Below are 19,694 nucleotides of genomic sequence, written 5' to 3'. Positions count from 1 at the left end.
CCGATCCTGCCGGATCATTCCTTGGAGATGTTGTAGACATAGTTGGTATCGAAGCTCGGGCCGAGCTTTAGACCCTTGAGCTTGCTTGAGTAACCCGCAACTTCCGTCTGCTGGAAGATGATGACGAAAGGTCCGGTTTCGAGAACTTTCTTCTGCAGGTCCTCATAAATCTTGGCGCGCTTGGCACTGTCCTTTTCCAGAAGTGCAGATTGCGTTTCCTTCGTCAGCTCTGGAACGTCCCAGGCATTGCGCCAGGCGAGCGTCTTGTTCTTACCTTCGTCAGAATTGTCGTAGTTGATCGTAAAGGTTTCGGCATTCGAGTTCGGGTCGAAATAGTCCGAGCCCCACTGACCGATATAGATGTCGTGCGTGCGTGCACGGTACTTGGTCAGCGTCTGCTTGCCATCGCCCGGGATGATTTCCAGCTTGATGCCGGCCTGCGCCAGCGTTTGCTGGACGTTCTCGGCAATACCGGTCACGGGCTGGGTGTTGCGCACGTCCATGGTCACGGTAAAGCCGTCTTTCAGACCAGCCTTGGCCAGCAGTTCCTTCGCCTTGGCGACATCCAACTTGTAGGGGTTCTCGTCGAGCGCGCCCAGCTGGCCCTTCGGCAGGAAGGTCTGGTGGATTTCGCCGATACCCTTGATCAGGGTCGCACCGATACCATCGTAATCGACAAGATATTTGAAGGCTTCGACAACTTCCGGCTTCTTCAGATATTCGTTCTTCTGGTTGAGGCTGAAGTAATAGACGGTGCCCTTAGGAGCAGAGGTGACGGAAAGACCTTCCTTCTTGGAAACGGCCTCCATGTCGCCCGGCTCAAGGTTACGCGCCACGTCGATGTCGCCGTTTTCCAGCGCCAGGCGCTGACCGGAGCTTTCCTTCATGTGGCGATAGACGACACGCTTCAGCTTCGGCTTCTCGCCGTAGTAGTTCGGGTTGGCTTCAAGGATGACGGCTTCGTTGGCCTTCCAGCCAAGGATCTTGTACGGACCGGAGCCCGCATAGCCGGTCTTCAGGAATTCATTGCCGAAATCGGTGTCGTATTTGTAGTCGGCGGTTGGCGTCATCGCCTTGGCCTTTTCCATGACGAGCTTCTTGTCGACGACCGAGGCGACGGTCGCGGTCAGAACGTTCAGGACAAAGCTCGGCGCATAGGGCTTGTCCACCGTCAGCGTGAAGGTATCAGGCGCGGTCGCCTTGGCCTTTTCGTTGACATTGTCGCCCTTCAGGCCGAACTGCGTGAGAAGGAAGGCGGGCGACTTGTCGAGCTTGACGGCGCGCTCGAAAGAAAACGCCACGTCTTCCGCCGTTACCGGATTACCGGATGCGAATTTGAGGCCGGGCTTCAGCTTGAAGGTGTAGGTCAGACCATCGTCCGACGTCGTCCAGCTTTCGGCCAGATCGCCCACGACCTTGGAGGTGTCGTTGAGGTCGATCGAGACCAGCTTGGAGTAAGTGTTGCCGGTGACTTCCGCGGCCGACAGCTCGAACGCCTCACCCGGATCGAGCGTGATGATGTCATCGATGGCAAAACCTTCCACCAACGTATCGGCAGGCGTGGCGGCAAAGGCCTGAGGCGCGGACAGCGCAATCAGCGACAGCGCGGCGCTGGTTGCCAGAATGCGGGCCATTTTATTGAGCGACTTCGTCATTGTTCTCCCCTTTATAGGTTCATATCACTCTTGATCAGGTCGGCTCATGCCAAGCTTGAGCCAGAACACGCAGCCAGTTTTCCCGGCAAATTTTAGCAAGCTCTACATCAGAGTAGCCAGCAGCCTTGAGAGCGGCAACCAGATTCTGATTGCCCGCCGCATCGGCGATGTCCGCCGGCACGGTCGCACCGTCGAAATCGGAACCGAGCGCAACGCAATCAATGCCCATGCGCTCGACCATGTAGTCGATGTGGCGGACCATGTCGGAGAGCGGTGTCTTCGCATCGTCGCGCGCATCCGGACGCAGCATGGTCACGGCGTAATTCAGACCGACGAGCCCGTTTCTTTCCTTGATCGCGTCCATCTGGACGTCGGTCAAATTGCGGGCAACACCGGTCAGGGCATGCGCGTTGGAATGGCTGGCGATCAGCGGCTGATCGCTTGTCTTTGCCACATCCCAGAAACCCTTTTCAGTGATGTGAGCCAGATCGATCAGAATGCCGAGCTGGTTGCAGCGCCTGACGAGCTCGAAACCGGCATCGGTCAGGCCGGGAGCGCTATCCGGCGACATGGGAAAGGCGAAGGGCACACCATGGCCGAAGGCGTTATGGCGGCTCCAGACGGGTCCGAGCGAGCGAAGACCGGCGGCGTAGAAAACCTCCAGCGCATCCAGATCTTCATCGATCGGCTCGCAGCCTTCCATATGAAGAACCGCAGCAAAAATGTCCTCGTTCATGGCCTTGCGGATATCGGCTGTCGAGCGGCAGATTTTCCAACCGCCGGCGCGCTCCACGCGATAAGCGATCGCCATCTTTTCCATGGCGATATCGAGAGAGGGCTGCCGCTGAAGAGGTGCGGCGAGCGGCGTGACATAATGGCCGTTCTCGTCCGGCTCTTGCAAAATCAGATCGCCGGAAGGGATGTAGACGGCACACAGACCGCCAGCCAGACCGCCAGCTTTGGCACGCGGCACATCGATATGGCCTTGCGACGTTCCGTCGATGAATTCTGCGACTGGGTCCCCGCCTTTTTTGCCGTTGTGCCACAGACGCAGCAACACATCGTTATGACCGTCGAAAACCAATTGCATTTCAAGTTATTCCAGGATTGACGCAGACTTTTATCGTTATAAACCAGAGGCTTATCGACGGATGGGTGATGCGAGCAAAGGGTGATCGGCGTCGTGCCGCAATTCAACCAGTCCTCGTCGCAGGCGATCTAGGACCATAATCCAGGTCTTCGCAAGCTTAAAATTGATGCAGGATGAAATTCTCGCCACAAGCATCGGCTTGGCCTTGAAACTCTGCAAACAGAGCGAGAACTAGCCAGCTGTCTGCGCGCGAAACGTTTCACTTTCACTGAGCAGCCAGCGCCTGAAGAGGACGACGGGACCGTGGTTGATGCGCGACAGCGGAGCGACGGCATAATAGGAGCTGGGGCTTTTGACCGGGTGATCGAAGGCCTGGACGAGTTGCCCTGACTTGAGCTCGCTTTCGATCAGAAACAGCGGCATCAGGGCAACGCCGAGACCTGCGATACAGGCTTGGGCAACACTGGAAAACTGCTCGAAGCGCATGGCGGGCGTCTGGTGCGCGACGATACCGACACTCTTGAACCAGTGATCCCACGCACCGGGCCGTGAGGCCATATGCAGCAGCGCAAGACCGGCAATGTCGTCAGCCCTGGCGATCGGATGGCTGGCGAGGAAAGCCGGGCTGCAGACAGGAGCGACCATCTCGTCCATCAGAAAGACGCTCTCTGCCGCGGGCCAATCCGGCTGGCCGATATGGATTGCCATATCCAGCCCTTCCTTTTCGAAATCGAACTGACCGATCCGCGTGGCAAAATTCAGCGTGATCTCCGGATGGGCAGCGACGAATTTTGGAATGCGCGGCAACAGCCACCGTGTGCCGAAGGTGGGCAGCACGGCGAGATTGAGCGTATTTGCATGCGTTTTGGTCATGACCTGAAGCGAGGCGGAGCGAATATCGCCAAGCGCAATACCGATCGCTTTCGCGTAAGTTTCGCCCTCTCGCGTCAGCGAAACGCCCCGCGCTCCACGCTCGAAAAGCCTGACCCCAAGTTGCTCTTCCAGCGACATGACCTGCCTGCTGATCGCCCCTTGGGTCAAGGAAAGCTCGTCCGCAGCCAGCGAAAAACTGCCAAGCCGCGCCACGGAATCAAAGGCGGCGAGCGCGCTGGTCGAGGGCAGGAGTTTGCGGCTGAGTGACGTCATGGCGCATTCCTATCGGTAATAGCCGGATGAGTAAACATGGCTTGCCCGGCGACGATCGATTGCCAATAATCGCGGCAACAAAAGTGGAGACTTCATCGTGAGCGAACGTGCATCATTCAACTGGCAGGACCCATTTCTGCTTGAGGATCAACTGAACGACGACGAGCGGATGATCCGCGACTCCGCCGCCGCCTTCGCCAAAGCCGAACTTCTTCCGCGCATTCAGGACGCTTATCTCTCCGAAACATCGGAACCGGAACTCTTCCGCCTGATGGGTCAGGCCGGTCTGCTCGGCGTGACGCTGCCAGAAAAATACGGCGCAGCCGATGCCAGCTACGTCGCTTACGGTCTCGTTGCGCGTGAAGTGGAGCGCATCGACAGCGGTTATCGCTCGATGATGAGCGTCCAGTCCTCGCTCGTCATCTACCCGATCTTTGCCTATGGCTCTGAGGAGCAGAAGGACAAGTATCTGCCGGGTCTGGTTTCAGGCGAGCTCATCGGCTGCTTCGGCCTGACCGAGCCGGATGCCGGCTCTGATCCCGGCGGCATGAAGACGCGCGCTGAGAAGATCGAGGGCGGCTATCGGCTGCGCGGTTCGAAGATGTGGATTTCCAACGCACCGATCGCCGACGTCTTCGTCGTCTGGGCAAAATCCGAAGCGCATAACAACGAAATCCGCGGCTTCGTTCTGGAGAAGGGCATGAAGGGCCTTTCCGCACCGAAGATCGGTGGCAAGCTGTCGCTGCGCGCCTCCATCACAGGCGAAATCGTCATGGATGGCGTGGAGGTGGGCGAAGACGCGCTGCTGCCAAACGTTTCCGGGCTCAAAGGCCCGTTCGGCTGCCTCAACCGCGCACGCTACGGCATTTCCTGGGGCGTGATGGGTGCGGCGGAAGATTGCTGGTTCCGGGCGCTGCAATACGGGCTTGACCGCAAGCAGTTTGGCAAGCCGCTCGCCGGCATGCAGCTCTATCAAAAGAAGCTTGCCGACATGCAGACCGAAATCGCGCTTGGCCTTCAGGCATCGCTGCGCGTCGGTCGTCTCTTCGACGAGCATCGCATGGCGCCGGAGATGATCTCCATCATCAAGCGCAACAATTGCGGCAAGGCGCTCGATATCGCGCGGCAAGCCCGAGACATGCATGGCGGCAACGGGATTCAGATCGAATATCACGTCATGCGCCATGCGCAAAACCTGGAAACGGTCAACACCTACGAGGGAACGCATGACGTGCATGCGCTGATCCTCGGCCGGGCCCAGACAGGCCTTCAGGCGTTCTTTTAAGCCACCCGCTCACACCAAGACCCGGCCGCCGAACCGGGTCTTTTGCACTGCGAAATAAATCATACTTTTAGAAGTTACCGGTTGAAACCGCGACCGGGCGAAATAATATAAGAGGCTCACCACCGTCTTCGGTTTTACCGAAGACATCCCGTTCCGCTTCAGGCGGCAATCGATTTGCTGATTGAACGAAATGCACCGGCGCCCTGCCGGTCGGTAAAATCGCGAAGGTCTTCACATGCACAGCTACCCCGACGTTAAACTCTTCATCAATGGCGAGTGGCGCGACGCGCTCTCCGGCAAAACGATCGCCGTTTCCGATCCAGCGACCGATGAGATCATCGGCTCGATCGCGCATGCGGAAAAGGAAGATCTGGACCTGGCACTTTCCGCCGCCGACAAGGGCTTCAAGGTCTGGCGTGACACTTCCGCCTTCGAACGTTCGAAGATCATGCGCAAGGCCGCCGATCTTCTGCGTGAGCGGATCGATTACATCGCCTGGCTGATGACCCGCGAACAGGGCAAGCCGATCGCCCAGTCCAAGGGCGAAATCAACAACGCCGCGGACACCATCGACTGGTTCGCCGAAGAGGCACGCCGCACCTATGGTCAGGTCATTCCCGCTCGTTTCGGCGGCGTCTCCAACTTGGCGATCAAGTTCCCTGTTGGCCCGGTCGCGGCTTTCACGCCGTGGAACTTCCCGATCAACCAGGTGGTCCGCAAGCTTTCGGCAGCGGTCGCAACCGGTTGTTCGATCATCGTGAAGGCACCGGAAGAAACACCTGCTTCGCCGGCAGAACTCATTCGCGCTTTCGCCGATGCGGGCGTTCCGGCTGGCGTCGTCAACCTCGTCTATGGTGTTCCCGCCGAAATTTCGGAATATCTCATTCCGCACCCGGTCATCCGCAAGATTTCGTTTACCGGCTCGACCCCGGTCGGCAAGCATCTTGCAGCACTCGCCGGCAAGCACATGAAGCGCGCCACGATGGAACTCGGCGGCCACGCACCTGTGCTGGTGTTTGAGGATGCCGATCTCGACAAGGCAGTCGAAGTCTCGGCTGCGGCCAAGTTCCGTAACGCCGGACAGGTCTGCGTCGCACCCACCCGCTTCCTCATCCAGGATAGCATTGCCGACAAATTCATCGACGGCATCGTTAAATATGCCGAAGGCCTGAAGATCGGCAACGGTCTGGATGCCGACACCGGCATGGGACCCTTGGCCAATGAACGCCGCATTCCGGCGATGGAAGCGCTGATTCAGGACGCCGTTTCGCATGGTGCCACGCTGAAGACCGGCGGCAAGCGCATCGGCAACAAGGGTAACTTCTTCGAGCCGACGGTTCTGACCGACGTGCCGACAAGCGCCAAGATCATGAACGAAGAGCCTTTCGGTCCAGTGGCGATCGTCAACCGCTTCTCCACGATGGAAGATGCGATCGAGGAAGCAAACCGCCTGCCCTTCGGCCTGGCGTCCTATGCCTTTACCGGTTCGGTCAAGACGGCGCACGCTCTCGGCCAGCGCGTCGAAGCCGGTATGCTGACGATCAACCACAATGGCCTTGCCATTCCGGAAGTGCCTTTCGGCGGCGTCAAGGATTCCGGTTACGGCACGGAAGGCGGTTCGGAAGCGGTCGAGGCCTATCTCGAAACCCGCTTCGTCAGCCAGATGAACTGATCATATTGATCGAAATTCGAAGGCCTGGCCAAAAAGCCGGGCCTTTGTCATTTTCCACCATGCCACTCGGCCAACTCGCGTTCGGCTCTCTCCAACGCGCTGTAATTCAGAAGCTTGCGCAGGTAGGCGACGGTGATGGCGCGGGTGCGCAGATTGTATCGCCCTTCCGCCTCGTCCTCACCCGTCGACTGATGCACGTTCAGCTTCTCATAGAGGCTCTGCAAGCGGTTCTGCACACTGCGCAGCGACAGGTTCCGGCGCCGTGCAATGGCCTTGTCCGTCAATCCCAACGCCATATCGATCAGGATTTCATATTCCGCATCGGAAAAGCCGTGCGCCTTGCCGAGGCTCTTTTCCTGCAGCCCCCGGACTTCGCGATCGATGACGCATTGCGCCTCGATGAAGATGCTGCGTAGCGCCAGCCTCAAGCGGTCGTCCGAGGCGGATTTCAGCACGTAACCATAGGCGGCACCTTCGGGCACGATGCGGGAGACGCCGCGCACATATGCTTCATCTGAATAGTTGGACCAGAAGAGGATGCGGGTATCAGGCCTCTCTTTCCAGATGGTGCGGGCGGCCTCGATGCCGTTTCGCTCGTTCATCTGTAAATCCATAACGATATGGGCGGCGCGATTTTCTCGCGCCAGCTTTTCACCTGCCCGCCCGTTCTCCGCCTCCAGTACCGTGCCACATTCCGGCAGAGCCGCCCTCACCGCTTCGTTGAGATAGGCGCGATGCAGAACGTCGTCCTCGATGATCAAAACGTCCATCTTATGCCTCCTCAGGCTTTTCGCCGAGCCCGGTCGGTAAGGTCAGGGTGATGCGGGTGCCGGTCCCCCGAGCGTTGGGGCCGAGATGAAAATGCGCCGAAATCAGTCGCGCACGCGTCTTCATGTTGCCGATGCCAAGGCCTCCACCGGAGCCGCTATCGTCGGGAACGCCGCAACCATCGTCCGACACCGTGACACGCAGCGCATCATCCGCCTGCGATAGCTCCACCTCTATCATGGTCGGCTGTGCATGGCGGATGGCGTTGTTGACCGCCTCCTGGACGATGCGCAGCAATGAGACGGCGACAGAGTTATCCAAGTTGTCGACAAGCCCGTCCGTGGTATCGGAGACAGACCAGTCGATCGGCGATCCGCTGTCCCTCACCGACCTGTCGAGATAGGTTTCGATCGCTTGAACCAGGCCGAAAAGCTGCAGGATGGATGGCTTGGCTTCCTCGATGATGCCGCGCAGATCCTGCATGCATTGCTGCAGGCTGCGCATCACCGGCTCAAGCATCTCGCCCGACACTTCGGTCGCGTGGCTCATGCGTTCGACGCGACGTACAAGCCGTGTCAGATCCGCCAGCGTCTGATCGTGCAAATCCATGCCGATCCGCTGACGCTCGGCCTCCAGTGCCTCGGTCAGTTGCAGCGCACCGAGGCGCAAGCCCTCCTCCCGGGCATTGGCCTGCGCCTCTTCGATGGCCGAGCGCTTGGCCTGCTCGGCCGCCCGGATCGCATAGAAGTAGGGCGCAAGAAGGTCGGCAACGGCACGCGCATTGGCGACATCCTCCATCGTATAGGCATTGGACTGATGGCACGAGCAGCTGAGTGCCCCGATGATATCGCCATGCACCTTCATCGGCACATGCAGACGGCTGTGCAGATCGAGTTCGTGGATCGGGCTGGAGAACGCACCGTCGAAATGAAAGCGTGGGTCGGCGCAGGCGTCCCCGCTCAGGAGATAATCGACCTCCCCTGACAGAACCGAGCGAATGGGGCTACCTGTCAGAAGCGCTGGCGGCTGGAGGCTCCAAGCACTGGCAAGACCGCTTTCATAGGCAATATGATATTTGTCATCGAGCTGCTTGATGCAGACATCCATGTGGTCATGCGGGATGATATGGCTGATCTCGGTCGCCACGGCCTGGATGATCGCGTTGAACTCAAGCTGCCCGGCGAGCAGACGCGATATGCCCATATAGTGGTGAAAAAGCGTGCTGCTCGGTTTATCCAGCATGTGCCGATGCCCTCCCAAGCATCTTACCTGACGGGCGGCGATCTGTTGAAAGCGCCCGTTTCGCATTCTGCGCTCCTCAACGCTCTTCGTCTTGCGGGAACCCGCAAGCTTTGTGCGTAAGTCCGCACGAAGATTGCCGTGATGCGCCTATACAAGGCAGCCCTTCTTCGTCATTTTAGCTCTTACTGGGGAAAGGAGCTCCAGTGCAACGGAATTGCGTTTCCGCCGTGGGGAAGGTTTGCGGCGAAACATATTCCAGGCTCCGAAAGAGCAAGCCACAGGGAGGAAAATCAATGGCTTTTAGAAAGATGCTTCTCGCATCGGCGGCTGTCCTATGCGCCGCGATGCCCATCACCGCTCACGCCGATACATCGGCGAAGAAAATCGCGCTCTCCAACAATTATGCCGGCAACTCCTGGCGTCAGGCGATGCTGACGAGCTGGGACAAGATCACCAAGCAGGCGGTTGCCGACAAGCAGGTCGCAGCCGCGGACGCCTTCACAACTGCCGAAAACCAGGCAACGGAGCAGGCAGCCCAGATCCAGAACCTCATCCTCCAGGGTTATGATGCGATCGTCATCAACGCCGCTTCTCCGACAGCGCTGAACGGCGCGGTCAAGGAAGCCTGTGATGCCGGCATCATCGTCGTGTCCTTCGACGGGATCGTCACCGAGCCTTGCGCATGGCGCATCGCCGTAGACTTCAAGGCCATGGGCGAAAGCCAGATCGATTATCTTGCAAAGGCCATGCCGAAGGGCGGCAACCTGCTCGAAATCCGCGGCCTCGCTGGTGTCTCCGTCGATGACGAGATCCATGCGGGCATCGCCGCAGGCGTTGCCAAGAACCCGCAGTTCAAGATCGCCGGTTCGGTCAATGGCGATTGGGCTCAGGACGTCGCACAGCGCGCCGTCGCCGGCATCCTGCCGAGCCTGCCTGAAATCGCGGCTGTCGTGACCCAGGGCGGTGACGGTTACGGTGCTGCCCAGGCTTTTGCCGCTGCCAAGCGCCCGACCCCGACCATCATCATGGGTAACCGTGAGGATGAGCTGCAATGGTGGAAGCAGCAGAAGGATGCCAGCGGCTACAAGACCATGTCGGTCTCGATTGCGCCCGGCGTCTCGACGCTCGCCTTCTGGGTGGCACAGCAGATTCTCGACGGCAAGGATGTGAAGAAGGATCTCACCGTTCCCTTCCTGCGGATCGATCAGGACAATCTCGAAGAGAACCTGAAAAACACCCAGAAGGGTGGCGTTGCCAATGTGGATTACTCCCAGGCTGATGCGCAGAAGGTGATTGCCGGCAAGTAAGGCCGGACATCGCCTTCTATCCGCTGCGGCTGACGTGGCGCCGCAGCGGCCATCCTTTTTTCATCATTTCAGATCGTTGGCGTTTTGCTCATGAATGACATCATCGAGACGGAAGAAGTCGTCGCCGCACGCGGCGTCAAAGTCGTCTTCGGCGCCGTCAAGGCGCTGGACGGCGCCGATCTCATCATCCGCGCAGGCGAATGTCTTGGCCTGGTTGGCCACAATGGCGCAGGCAAATCCACCATCGTCAATGTCATCAATGGTGGCCTGACACCGCATGAGGGCACGATCTCCTATGGCGGAGCACCGGGTCGACAGGGCATTTCGGCAGCGCGCGCAGGTGGTGTCCGCTGCGTATTCCAGGAACTATCCCTCTGCCCGAACCTGACGATCAGTGAGAATGTGCGGATCATGCATCCGGGCATGAGCGGCCGGAACTGGCGCGGACGCGCGCTTTCCGCGATACGCCAGACCATCGACGACATCTTTCCAGGCCACGGGATCGATTGCGAAGCGACGATTTCCGACCTTTCCATCGCAGAACGCCAAATGGTGGAAATCGCAATCAATTTCTGCCGCACGCCGGATGCGCCCCGGCTCGTCATCCTCGACGAACCGACCTCTTCGCTCGATGCCGGCCTTGCGGAGCAACTCATGGCCTATGTGCGCCGTTTTGTGCGCGAGGGCGGCTCGGTGCTGCTGATCTCCCATATTCTTGGTGAGATCCTGTCGACCGCCACCCGCATTGTCGTGATGAAGGATGGCCGCGTCGTCGCCAATCGGATTGCAAGCGAATTCACCACACGGACGCTGGTCGAAGCCATGGGCAGTGTCGTCAAGGATCAGGACAGGCAGAAGACTGCCCGCGTCCGGTCTAGTGAAAAAGTTCTCTCCATGGCGCAACGCCGCGGTTCAGAGATCGCGTTTGAGGCCTATCGCGGCGAGATCATTGGTCTTGCCGGCCTTGGCGGTCATGGCCAGACGGAAGCGCTGCTCGATCTTTATCTGGCAAAGAACAGCAGCTGGCTGCCCAACCGCAAGGCCGACCTCGCCTTCGTTGCCGGGGACCGTAGCCTGAACGGCACCTTCTCACTTTGGAGCATTCTTAAAAATCTGTCGGTCGCATCACTGCGGGACATTTCGTCCGGTGGATTGGTGGACAGGTCACGTGAGAGCGAACTTGGCGCCGAGTGGAAGAAGCGGATCGAAATTCGTACCCCCGACATGGGCAACAAGATTCTCTCACTCTCCGGCGGCAACCAGCAGAAGGTGCTCTTTGCCCGGGCGCTGGCGACAACCGCCAGCACCGTGCTGATGGACGACCCGATGCGCGGCGTCGATATCGGCACCAAACAGGAGGTCTATGACATCTTGAGAACGGAAGCCGCGCACGGTCGGACCTTCATCTGGTACTCGACGGAGATGGACGAGATTCGCTTGTGTGACCGCGTCTACGTATTCCGCGATGGGGCAATACAGGCAGAACTTGTCGGCGAAGACATTACCGAACAGAATGTGCTGGCAGCATCCTTTTCAGGGGAGGCGCAGCCATGAAAGTTTCCGCCAACACCCTTCGCCTTGTCATTCCCGCCGCGTCGCTCGCCTTCCTGCTGATTGCAGTCTTCTACATGCAGCCGCGGGCCATGAGCTATACCGGCATGAACCTGCTATTCAATCTGGCGGTGCCGATCGCACTAGCAACCATCGCGCAGATGCTGATCATGTCTGTCAATGATCTTGACCTGTCGATGGGCACCTTCGTCAGCTTCTGCGCCTGCGTGACCGCAACGTTTCTTCAGGATTCTCCCGTCATCGGAATCGGTATTTTTGCAGCGGCGATCGGCGTCTATGCGGTGCTTGGCGCCGTCATTCACCTGCGTGCCCTGCCTTCCATTGTCGTAACACTCGGAATGAGCTTCGTCTGGGGTGGTCTTGCCGTTCTGATCCTGCCGTCCCCCGGTGGACAGGCACCGGCCTTCGTGCGCGCCTTGATGACGGCAAAGTCGCCATTCGTCCCGGTCGCCATCATTGCCAGCATCGTGATCGCAGTGGTCGCCCATTACATCGTCATGCGCTCATCCTTTGGCGTTCTGATGCGCGGCGTCGGCGGCAATCTGCGCTCGGTCGAGCGGTCCGGTTGGTCGGTGGTCGGCATTCGTGCCGCAACCTTTGCGCTGGCAGGCTTCTTTGCTGTCCTCTCCGGGATAGCGCTCGTGGGACTGACGACGTCGGCCGATGCCAACATTGCCCTGCGCTACACGCTTCTATCGATTGCTGGCGTCATTCTCGGCGGTGGTGAATTCGTCGGCGGGCGTGTTTCCCCGATCGGTGCGGTGATCGGCGCTCTGACGCTGACGCTCGCGGGCTCTTTCCTGTCCTTCATGCGCATTTCGCCAGACTGGCAGATCGGCGCACAGGGCGCGATCCTCATCATCGTGCTCGCCCTGCGCATTCTGCTCAACCGTCTCGAGAAGCGGGAGAAAAACCAATGAGCCGCCTCGCTGCCTTCACCAAAAAACCGTGGATTTGGTCCTTTGCCGCGACGGTTGCTGTCTGGGTCATCACCGTGATGTTCACCGGCGGCGCAAGCTCCTTCGGGCTTTCCCATGCGGCGCTGACATTCGCGGCCTTCTCGGTCATCGTCGGCATCGGCCAGATGTTCGTCATCACGCTTGGGCCAGGCAATATCGATCTCTGCGTCCCCGCCACCATGACGCTGTCCGGCACGCTGGCGCTGAAGTTCATGGACGTGTCCGACAGTCTTATCCTTCCCGGACTGCTCATCGCCATCCTCATCGGAATTGCGGTGGGTATCGGCAACTACACCTTGATCAAGCTGTTACGAATCCCGCCCATCATCGCAACGCTGTCGATGAGCTTCATCGTTCAGTCGATTGCGATCTGGTCCAATCGTGGGCTGCGCATCAGACCACCTGAAACACTGGCTAACTTCGCTATCTCCAGTACTTTTGGCATACCGAATGTGGCGCTCGTTGCACTTTTCCTTTCGGTCATCGCCTGGGTGCTGCTTGACCGGTCGTTCTACGGGCGCTGGATTTCGGCCATAGGCCAGAGCACCTTTGCGGCCCGCATGACCGGCATTCCCGTCGATGGCGCGCGCTTCGCGACCTATGTCTTCTGCTCCGTCCTCGCCGCCATCGCCGGATATCTTCTGGCAAGCTTTTCCGGCGGTGCAGCGCTCAACATGGGGTCGGAATATCTCCTGATGTCGATTGCCGTTGTCGTCATCGGCGGCACAGCCGTCGCCGGGGGCGATTCCAACGTGCCTGGCATCTGGGGCGCATCGCTCTTTATGTTCCTTGTGGTCTCAATGCTGAACACTTATGGGTTCGGTGCGGGTGCGCGCCTTATCCTCACTGGCCTCATTATTATCTCCGTGATTTTTCTGGCGAGCGGCCCCAAGGCCACCCGCTGAACCAACGCAACACTTTCAAGCCGATTGACGCCCATGACCAAAGATCAAAGCTCCGTTTATGACATTCGCGACGACCGCTTCCGACATCTGATCGTCGGCAACGCCGAACTGGAAGAACTCTATTCCGGCTGCCGCTGGAGCGAGGGACCGGTCTGGTTCGCCGACCTCAACTGCCTGCTCTTCAGCGACATTCCCAACCAGCGCATCCTTCGCTGGGTGCCGGATGGCGGAGTTTCCGTTTTCCGTCAGCCGTCCAATTTCGCCAATGGCAATACGCGTGACCGTCAGGGCCGGCTGATCTCCTGCGAGCATGGCGGCCGTCGCGTGACGCGGACAGAAAACGACGGCTCGATCACGGTGCTGGCGGACAGCTATAATGGCAAGCGGCTGAACTCACCTAATGATGTCGTCGTCAAATCCGATGGCAGCATCTGGTTCACCGATCCGACCTACGGCATTCTTTCCGACTATGAAGGCTATAAATCCGAGCCGGAACAGAAGACCCGCAACGTTTACAGGATCGATCCTGCATCCGGCGAGGTGGAGATCGCCGTCGACGACTTCGTGCAGCCGAACGGGTTGGCGTTTTCGCCTGACGAAACAAAACTCTACGTTGCCGACAGCTCCTTCAGCCATGATGTCTCACGTCCGCGTCACATCAGGGTGTTCGACGTGGTCGATGGTAAGACGCTGACGAATGGCAAAGAGTTCTGCCACCTGGATAGTGGCCTGCCCGACGGCTTTCGTCTCGACACAACAGGAAACCTTTGGACCAGCGCTGGCGACGGCGTCCATTGCTTTTCACCGGAAGGCACGCTTCTCGGCAAGATCAAAGTGCCGCAGACGGTGGCCAACCTCACCTTCGGCGGCCCGAAGAAAAACCGCCTGTTCATTACAGCGACCAAGTCGCTCTACTCGGTCTATCTTGCGACGCGTGGCGCGCAGACGCCGTGATGACGGTTACGAGGCGATCATGCATATGATCGCTTCATAAGCTGGCGAAACCGGAAGATAAGTAAACCATAACACTGTCAGAGAGTGGCCAGATTTTCTTGACCGCACGTGAGTGCCATTAGCAAACAAAGAGAGCATATACGAGCCTCGCTCCATTACTTGATGGAGCGGACTGCAACATAGTTGCTCCTAAACGCGGCGTGCAAGGCGGAGCTTGCTGTCATAGGATCCGGTTCCGCCGTGATGATCCTGTACCAACCAGGGAAATACTGTTTTGAATGGTGACGTTCTGGAACTATATTTGAGGAACAGTACGATTTCGGACAGATGTAAACGCCATGAATCCGACCTCACGTAAGGTTAGGCACGTTCACGTCTAAGCGTCATATAGTCGTTCCGAAATTCTCACCTTCCGATAATTGTCTTCTGTCAAAATCAGTAACATTATTTTTACCATATAACTTTATCCTGTGTTCCATCAAAGCTTCGATCTCGAGCTTGAAAAAGCTTCTTCCTTTCCCATCGCATGATGCGCGGGTCTCCACGAAAAATGTCGTTCCACCGGACCACACCCAACCTGTTTGGATGAGGTGATCGGGCATTCCCAAAACTGTGCTGATGAGAAAATCATGCGAATCGAATTGGTCGCTATAAGTAAAACAGTTGCGCCTCGCGCCGCGTTAAACCCTGCGACCGACACGTTACAACCATCAACTCTTCATATCCGCGTTTCCATCGAGAGCACTTAGACCATGGTCCGCGCGAAAGCGTGCGGCGGTTTGCGATAACGACATGCGATAACACGGACCTAAAGCGCATGGGCGATCTGAAAGATCGCGACTCGCTTGGTCTTACCTCTAACCTAGTCGACTTTGCCCTCTAGCGGCGCTCCCACATGTCTCTTCCGGCCGCATCTACGATGCTGCCGCCTAACATGGTGAGCGTTCCTCATATCGACGCTTCTGGGCAGATCCTAGACATTCCACGTCTCTACAGCATGGGCCCGGCAATCGGAATCGAGTGTCGGAAAGCGCGATGCGTAGATCAAAGAACATAGAGCGTTCCTTGTGCGTCCAATAGGATGCAGGGCGCTCTCATCGCGGCCAGCCAGTCGATGCGAACTCGACCGTGCGCGTCGGCGGCCGCACCATCATAAAGCGCGCGAGGGACATTGATATGCGGTTTACGATAAAGTTAAAACTGATCCTGGCATTTGCCTTCATCCTGCTCGTTCTCGTCGGGATATCGACCTACAGCATCTTGAGCCTTGGAACAGTCAATCAGGCTCTAAGTGATGTGGTAAGCGGGCCTGAAAAGCGTCTGCAAATAGCGCTTCAGATTGACCGCAACCTTTCGGAAATTATTCGGCAGCAGAAGAACGCTGTCATGGCACGCTCTACCGAGGAAGCGAATAGCTTCCTGAAAGTCGTGACCGATCTCATGCGAGACACCACAGGCATTATCAAAACCGGCCTCGATGAGGTTTCACCGGAGGGCAAGCCTTACTGGATCCAAACGGCCGCGGACTTCGAGAAGTTCGATGTGGCGTCAGCCAAGCACGACCAAATGCTTCTTGCAGGTGACGCGGCTGGCGCCACCGCCTTCTCCAATGGTGAAATGCGAATTCTGGCAAAGGAAGTCGGCAAGGGGACACAACAGCTCGTCAAGATCCAGGAAGAGCGCGTAGCGTCGATGCTCTCCGACTCCAACAGGCTCTACGAGCAGGTCCGCATGACCCTGATCGGTGTCGTCGGCGTTGCTGTCCTCATCAGCCTGATTATCGCTGGATGGATTGCAATCGGCATCAGCAAAGGCCTCAGCAAGATCAAAGACGTATTGAAGAGCGTCGCAATTGGCAATCTGGATAATGACGTGGTGGTCAAAACCAACGATGAAATCAAGGACCTCGTCGAGACCGTCAATAGCATGACCACGAATCTTCGTGGAACGGCTGAGGTTGCCAACACGATCGCCGCTGGTGATCTGTCCAAGGATGTAAAACCGCTTTCTGACAAGGACGCACTTGGCATCGCCATGCTGAACATGGTGACCAATCTGCGCGAAACCGCTAGTGTCGCGGACAAGATTTCGAACGGTGATCTAACCGTCACTCCGAAGCCACTGTCGGAGCGTGACACGCTCGGCATTGCTCTTCAGTCGATGGTTGAGCGCCTGCGCGGCGTCGTCGGCGATGCGCTGGCCGCAGCCGATAACGTCTCCTCCGGCAGCCAGGAACTCTCTTCGTCGTCCGAACAACTCTCTCAGGGTGCAACCGAACAGGCATCGTCTGCCGAAGAAGCCTCCGCTTCGATGGAAGAGATGGCCGCCAACATCAAGCAGAACGCCGACAATGCGGCCCAGACCGAGAAGATCGCTCGCCAGTCCTCCAAGGATGCCGAGGCCAGCGGTGAAGCTGTGGGCCGTGCTGTCGTTGCCATGCGGACGATTGCGCAGAAGATTTCCATTGTTCAGGAAATCGCACGTCAGACCGACCTTCTGGCACTCAATGCCGCTGTCGAAGCCGCGCGTGCCGGTGAACACGGCAAGGGCTTTGCCGTCGTTGCTTCTGAAGTGCGCAAGCTCGCAGAACGCAGCCAGGCGGCCGCCGCTGAAATCTCTTCGCTTTCCGGCGAGACGGTTCAGGTGGCAACCGAAGCCGGCGAAATGCTGAACCGCCTGGTTCCGGACATCCGGAAGACCGCGGAACTGGTCTCGGAAATCTCTGCAGCCTGCCGCGAGCAGGACATTGGTGCAAGCCAGATCAACGAGGCGATCCAGCAGCTCGACAAGGTGACGCAGCAGAACTCCGGTGCTTCCGAAGAGATGTCGGCAACATCCGAAGAGCTGGCTGCACAGGCCGAAGAACTTCAGGCCAGCATCGCCTTCTTCAAGGTCGAGCGTGCCAATACAAATGGTCGCCCCGCCCCGGCTCGCGCAGCAGCGCCATCGGTCGCGCACCGTCCTGCGGCAAAATCTGCTGCCCCGGTTCGTCGCCCTGCCCCATCGCAACCCGTCCACGCCCAGCAGGCCCGCGCCAACGGCTTCGCACTCGACATGTCGATGGGCGGCCCGGACGGTGCAGACGAGGAATTCCGACAAGTCGTCTGATCGGCAAGCGCTTGAGCCGTAAATGATTTTCGAGGATCACTACGGCCTCAAAGCCATTGTCTTGAGACGAACCCGCACTTGCGCCTGCATCCGGAAGCCCCGGATGCAGGCGCAATGACGTTTTGAGCGATGTCACGTTCGTATAGCCATGGCGAGCAGTCCGTAGCAGTGAGCAGAACCATAACCGGCCCTAATCTTGTGCGGTCGGACGGACAACGACGCTGCCAATCTCGACATCCTCGGGTTGCTCGATGGCAAAGGCGATGGCACGCGCAATGGCGTTCGGCGAGATCGCCAACCGCTCCTTCTGCTGGTTGATCATGGCTTTTACGTCCGGATCGGTGATTGATGAATCGGCAAAGCTCGTGTCGATGAAGCCGGGAGAGACTTCCGTGACCCGCAGCTTTGCGCCGGCCTCCTGCCTCAGGGCTTCGGTGGCGGTGCGTAGCGCGTTCTTGGTAGCGGCGTAAACGCCCATGGTCGGCACGATTTTCAGACCCGCCGTGGAAATCACGTTGATCACATGGCCTTTCCCTTGCTGCGCAAAGACTGGGAGCGCAGCGGCAATTCCATAGAGAGCTCCGCGGAGGTTGACGTCGATCATCGCGTCCCAGTCCTCCACCCGCAACGCATCGAAGCGGGAGATCGGACCGATGCCGGCATTGTTGACGATAACGTCGACGCTGCCGAAACGGTCGCGGCCAAGACGGATGAGCGATTCAAGGTCAGTTCTCCTCGTCACATCGGTGCTGCGCAACGCCGCGTCACCACCCGCTCTTTCGATCTCCTTTGCTACGTCGAGGAGTTCTGTCTCGCTACGCGCCCCAAGCACCACGCGCGCGCCGCGTGCGGCCAGATAAATCGCCGTCGCCCGCCCAATTCCGCGTCCGGCACCCGTGATCGCGACAACCTTGCCCTGAATGGTCATGAGATTCTCCTTCCTGACTTGAGAGCCGTCAGGATAGGGTGGCGTTCTTGGACGCTCTATGCGTGATAGGCTCAATCTTTGTCGCAATCGGCCAAAATCGAAATGAATGATCCTCTCTCCGATGTTCTGACCGTCCTGGAACCGCGCAGTGTGCGTGGAACGAGCCTTGAGGCGGGTGGCACCTGGGCCTTATCGTTCGACGGAAGGCAGCGCTTGAAATTCGTCGCCGTCCTGACGGGACGTTGCTGGCTTGTGCTGCCTGATCGTGATCCGGAAGCGCTGGTTGAGGGAGATGTCATCCTGCTCAGCAACATCTCCTACACGGTGGCAAGCCACCCCGACATTGAGCCCTCCGATGGTATGGCGCTCTATGCTCCTCCCGGCCACAACACAGTTCGTCTGGGAGATTGTTGCGACACGATGCTGCTCGGCGGCGGCAGCGGGTTTGCCAGTGTGAACGCGTCTTTCCTCCTCGATGCACTTCCAGCATTTTGCGGATCGATCCTGGCTCACCAGGGGCTCGATCAATCGCGCGGACCCTGTCTACGCTGAAAGAAGAGGCCGATGCCGGTCAGATCGGCGGAGATCTGGTAGCGGGGAAACTCGCCGAAATCCTTATTATTGAGGCCGTCCGTTCCTATATCTCCAGCGCTCCGGTTGCGAATGTCGGTTGGATTACGGCGCTTGGGGACGCTCGTGTTGCAAAGGCGATCACGCTTATGCATGCCGATGTGGCCCGCCGGTGGACGATCGATGCTCTCGCAAGAGAAATCGGCATGTCGCGCTCCGCCCTGACACTTCGCTTCTCACAGCGCGTCGGCCGCGCTCCGATAGACTATCTGACACGCTGGCGCATGGTTCTGGCGCAGCGACACTTGGCGAATGGGGGCAGCGTCTCGGACGTGGCACTTGCCGTCGGCTACAGCTCGCAAAGCGCCTTCGCCCACGCCTTCAAGCGCGTCACAGGACATACGCCAAGAGGGGTATAGCGGCTATGGCCCTCCATACTGGATGGAAGCATCACATGATCGACGCGATCAATCGATGGCGCTTTGGTTTGTTTGTATGTTAGCGGTCTATGCTGGACGTGGTAATGATACCAA

General features: G+C 58.5%; 16 protein-coding genes. 10 read left to right on the top strand and 6 right to left on the bottom strand.

Annotated features, from left to right (window positions below; translation table 11 throughout):
* Positions 1-14 precede the first annotated feature (14 nt).
* The 3 genes from EYC79_RS13205 to EYC79_RS13195 all read right to left on the bottom strand — a co-directional run bounded on the left by EYC79_RS13205 (position 15) and on the right by EYC79_RS13195 (position 3,891).
* Positions 15-1,655, bottom strand: coding sequence for an ABC transporter substrate-binding protein (locus tag EYC79_RS13205; protein WP_112520580.1), 1,641 nt, complete (start codon positions 1,653-1,655; stop codon positions 15-17).
* A gap of 34 nt (positions 1,656-1,689) precedes the next feature.
* A complete protein-coding gene (locus EYC79_RS13200; RefSeq protein WP_130978285.1) occupies positions 1,690-2,745 on the bottom strand; it encodes a dipeptidase in 1,056 nt (351 codons plus the stop codon).
* A gap of 231 nt (positions 2,746-2,976) precedes the next feature.
* Positions 2,977-3,891 (bottom strand): LysR family transcriptional regulator, encoded by a 915-nt coding sequence (locus EYC79_RS13195; RefSeq protein ID WP_130978284.1) that lies wholly within the window; start codon positions 3,889-3,891, stop codon positions 2,977-2,979.
* 97 nt (positions 3,892-3,988) lie between these two features.
* On the opposite strand from EYC79_RS13195, the gene EYC79_RS13190 reads away from it, so the two are divergent.
* Complete coding sequence (locus EYC79_RS13190) at positions 3,989-5,176, top strand: acyl-CoA dehydrogenase (protein ID WP_062423597.1); 1,188 nt, start codon at positions 3,989-3,991, stop codon at positions 5,174-5,176.
* Between the two features lie 235 nt (positions 5,177-5,411).
* Entirely contained in the window at positions 5,412-6,848 is a 1,437-nt protein-coding gene (locus EYC79_RS13185; protein WP_111849751.1) for an NAD-dependent succinate-semialdehyde dehydrogenase, read from the top strand.
* 47 nt (positions 6,849-6,895) lie between these two features.
* Here the strand turns inward: EYC79_RS13185 and EYC79_RS13180 are convergent, their stop codons facing one another.
* The gene (locus tag EYC79_RS13180) at positions 6,896-7,618 is read right to left on the bottom strand and encodes a response regulator transcription factor (RefSeq protein ID WP_130978283.1); all 723 of its coding nucleotides are present in this window, start codon (positions 7,616-7,618) and stop codon (positions 6,896-6,898) included.
* A 1-nt stretch (position 7,619) separates the two neighbouring features.
* Positions 7,620-8,858, bottom strand: coding sequence for a GAF domain-containing sensor histidine kinase (locus tag EYC79_RS13175; RefSeq protein ID WP_130978282.1), 1,239 nt, complete (start codon positions 8,856-8,858; stop codon positions 7,620-7,622).
* A 293-nt stretch (positions 8,859-9,151) separates the two neighbouring features.
* On the opposite strand from EYC79_RS13175, the gene EYC79_RS13170 reads away from it, so the two are divergent.
* From EYC79_RS13170 to EYC79_RS13145, 6 genes are all read left to right on the top strand, one after another.
* Positions 9,152-10,165 carry an ABC transporter substrate-binding protein gene (locus EYC79_RS13170; protein ID WP_062423601.1) on the top strand — a complete coding sequence of 338 codons (1,014 nt, stop codon included), beginning with the start codon at positions 9,152-9,154 and terminating at the stop codon, positions 10,163-10,165.
* 90 nt (positions 10,166-10,255) lie between these two features.
* Positions 10,256-11,719: an ATP-binding cassette domain-containing protein gene (locus EYC79_RS13165; protein ID WP_130978281.1), complete on the top strand. Its 1,464-nt coding sequence runs from the start codon at positions 10,256-10,258 to the stop codon at positions 11,717-11,719.
* The gene (locus tag EYC79_RS13160) at positions 11,716-12,657 is read left to right on the top strand and encodes an ABC transporter permease (protein WP_130978280.1); all 942 of its coding nucleotides are present in this window, start codon (positions 11,716-11,718) and stop codon (positions 12,655-12,657) included. The genes EYC79_RS13165 and EYC79_RS13160 overlap by 4 nt, the downstream gene beginning before the upstream one ends.
* Positions 12,654-13,601 (top strand): ABC transporter permease, encoded by a 948-nt coding sequence (locus tag EYC79_RS13155; protein ID WP_130978279.1) that lies wholly within the window; start codon positions 12,654-12,656, stop codon positions 13,599-13,601. The genes EYC79_RS13160 and EYC79_RS13155 overlap by 4 nt, the downstream gene beginning before the upstream one ends.
* 33 nt (positions 13,602-13,634) lie before the next feature.
* A complete protein-coding gene (locus tag EYC79_RS13150; protein ID WP_130978278.1) occupies positions 13,635-14,555 on the top strand; it encodes an SMP-30/gluconolactonase/LRE family protein in 921 nt (306 codons plus the stop codon).
* A gap of 1,176 nt (positions 14,556-15,731) precedes the next feature.
* Complete coding sequence (locus tag EYC79_RS13145; protein WP_130978277.1) at positions 15,732-17,663, top strand: HAMP domain-containing methyl-accepting chemotaxis protein; 1,932 nt, start codon at positions 15,732-15,734, stop codon at positions 17,661-17,663.
* Positions 17,664-17,853: 190 nt separating this feature from the next.
* Here the strand turns inward: EYC79_RS13145 and EYC79_RS13140 are convergent, their stop codons facing one another.
* Complete coding sequence (locus EYC79_RS13140) at positions 17,854-18,591, bottom strand: SDR family oxidoreductase (protein WP_130978276.1); 738 nt, start codon at positions 18,589-18,591, stop codon at positions 17,854-17,856.
* A gap of 102 nt (positions 18,592-18,693) precedes the next feature.
* On the opposite strand from EYC79_RS13140, the gene EYC79_RS23615 reads away from it, so the two are divergent.
* Positions 18,694-19,143: a cupin domain-containing protein gene (locus tag EYC79_RS23615; RefSeq protein ID WP_205654383.1), complete on the top strand. Its 450-nt coding sequence runs from the start codon at positions 18,694-18,696 to the stop codon at positions 19,141-19,143.
* A complete protein-coding gene (locus EYC79_RS23610) occupies positions 19,083-19,580 on the top strand; it encodes an AraC family transcriptional regulator (protein ID WP_205654381.1) in 498 nt (165 codons plus the stop codon). The genes EYC79_RS23615 and EYC79_RS23610 overlap by 61 nt, the downstream gene beginning before the upstream one ends.
* Positions 19,581-19,694 lie beyond the last annotated feature (114 nt).

The organism is Agrobacterium cavarae, from assembly GCF_004310285.1.
GTDB classification, from domain to species: domain Bacteria; phylum Pseudomonadota; class Alphaproteobacteria; order Rhizobiales; family Rhizobiaceae; genus Agrobacterium; species Agrobacterium cavarae.
This window is presented reverse-complemented; position numbering and strand designations above follow the sequence as displayed.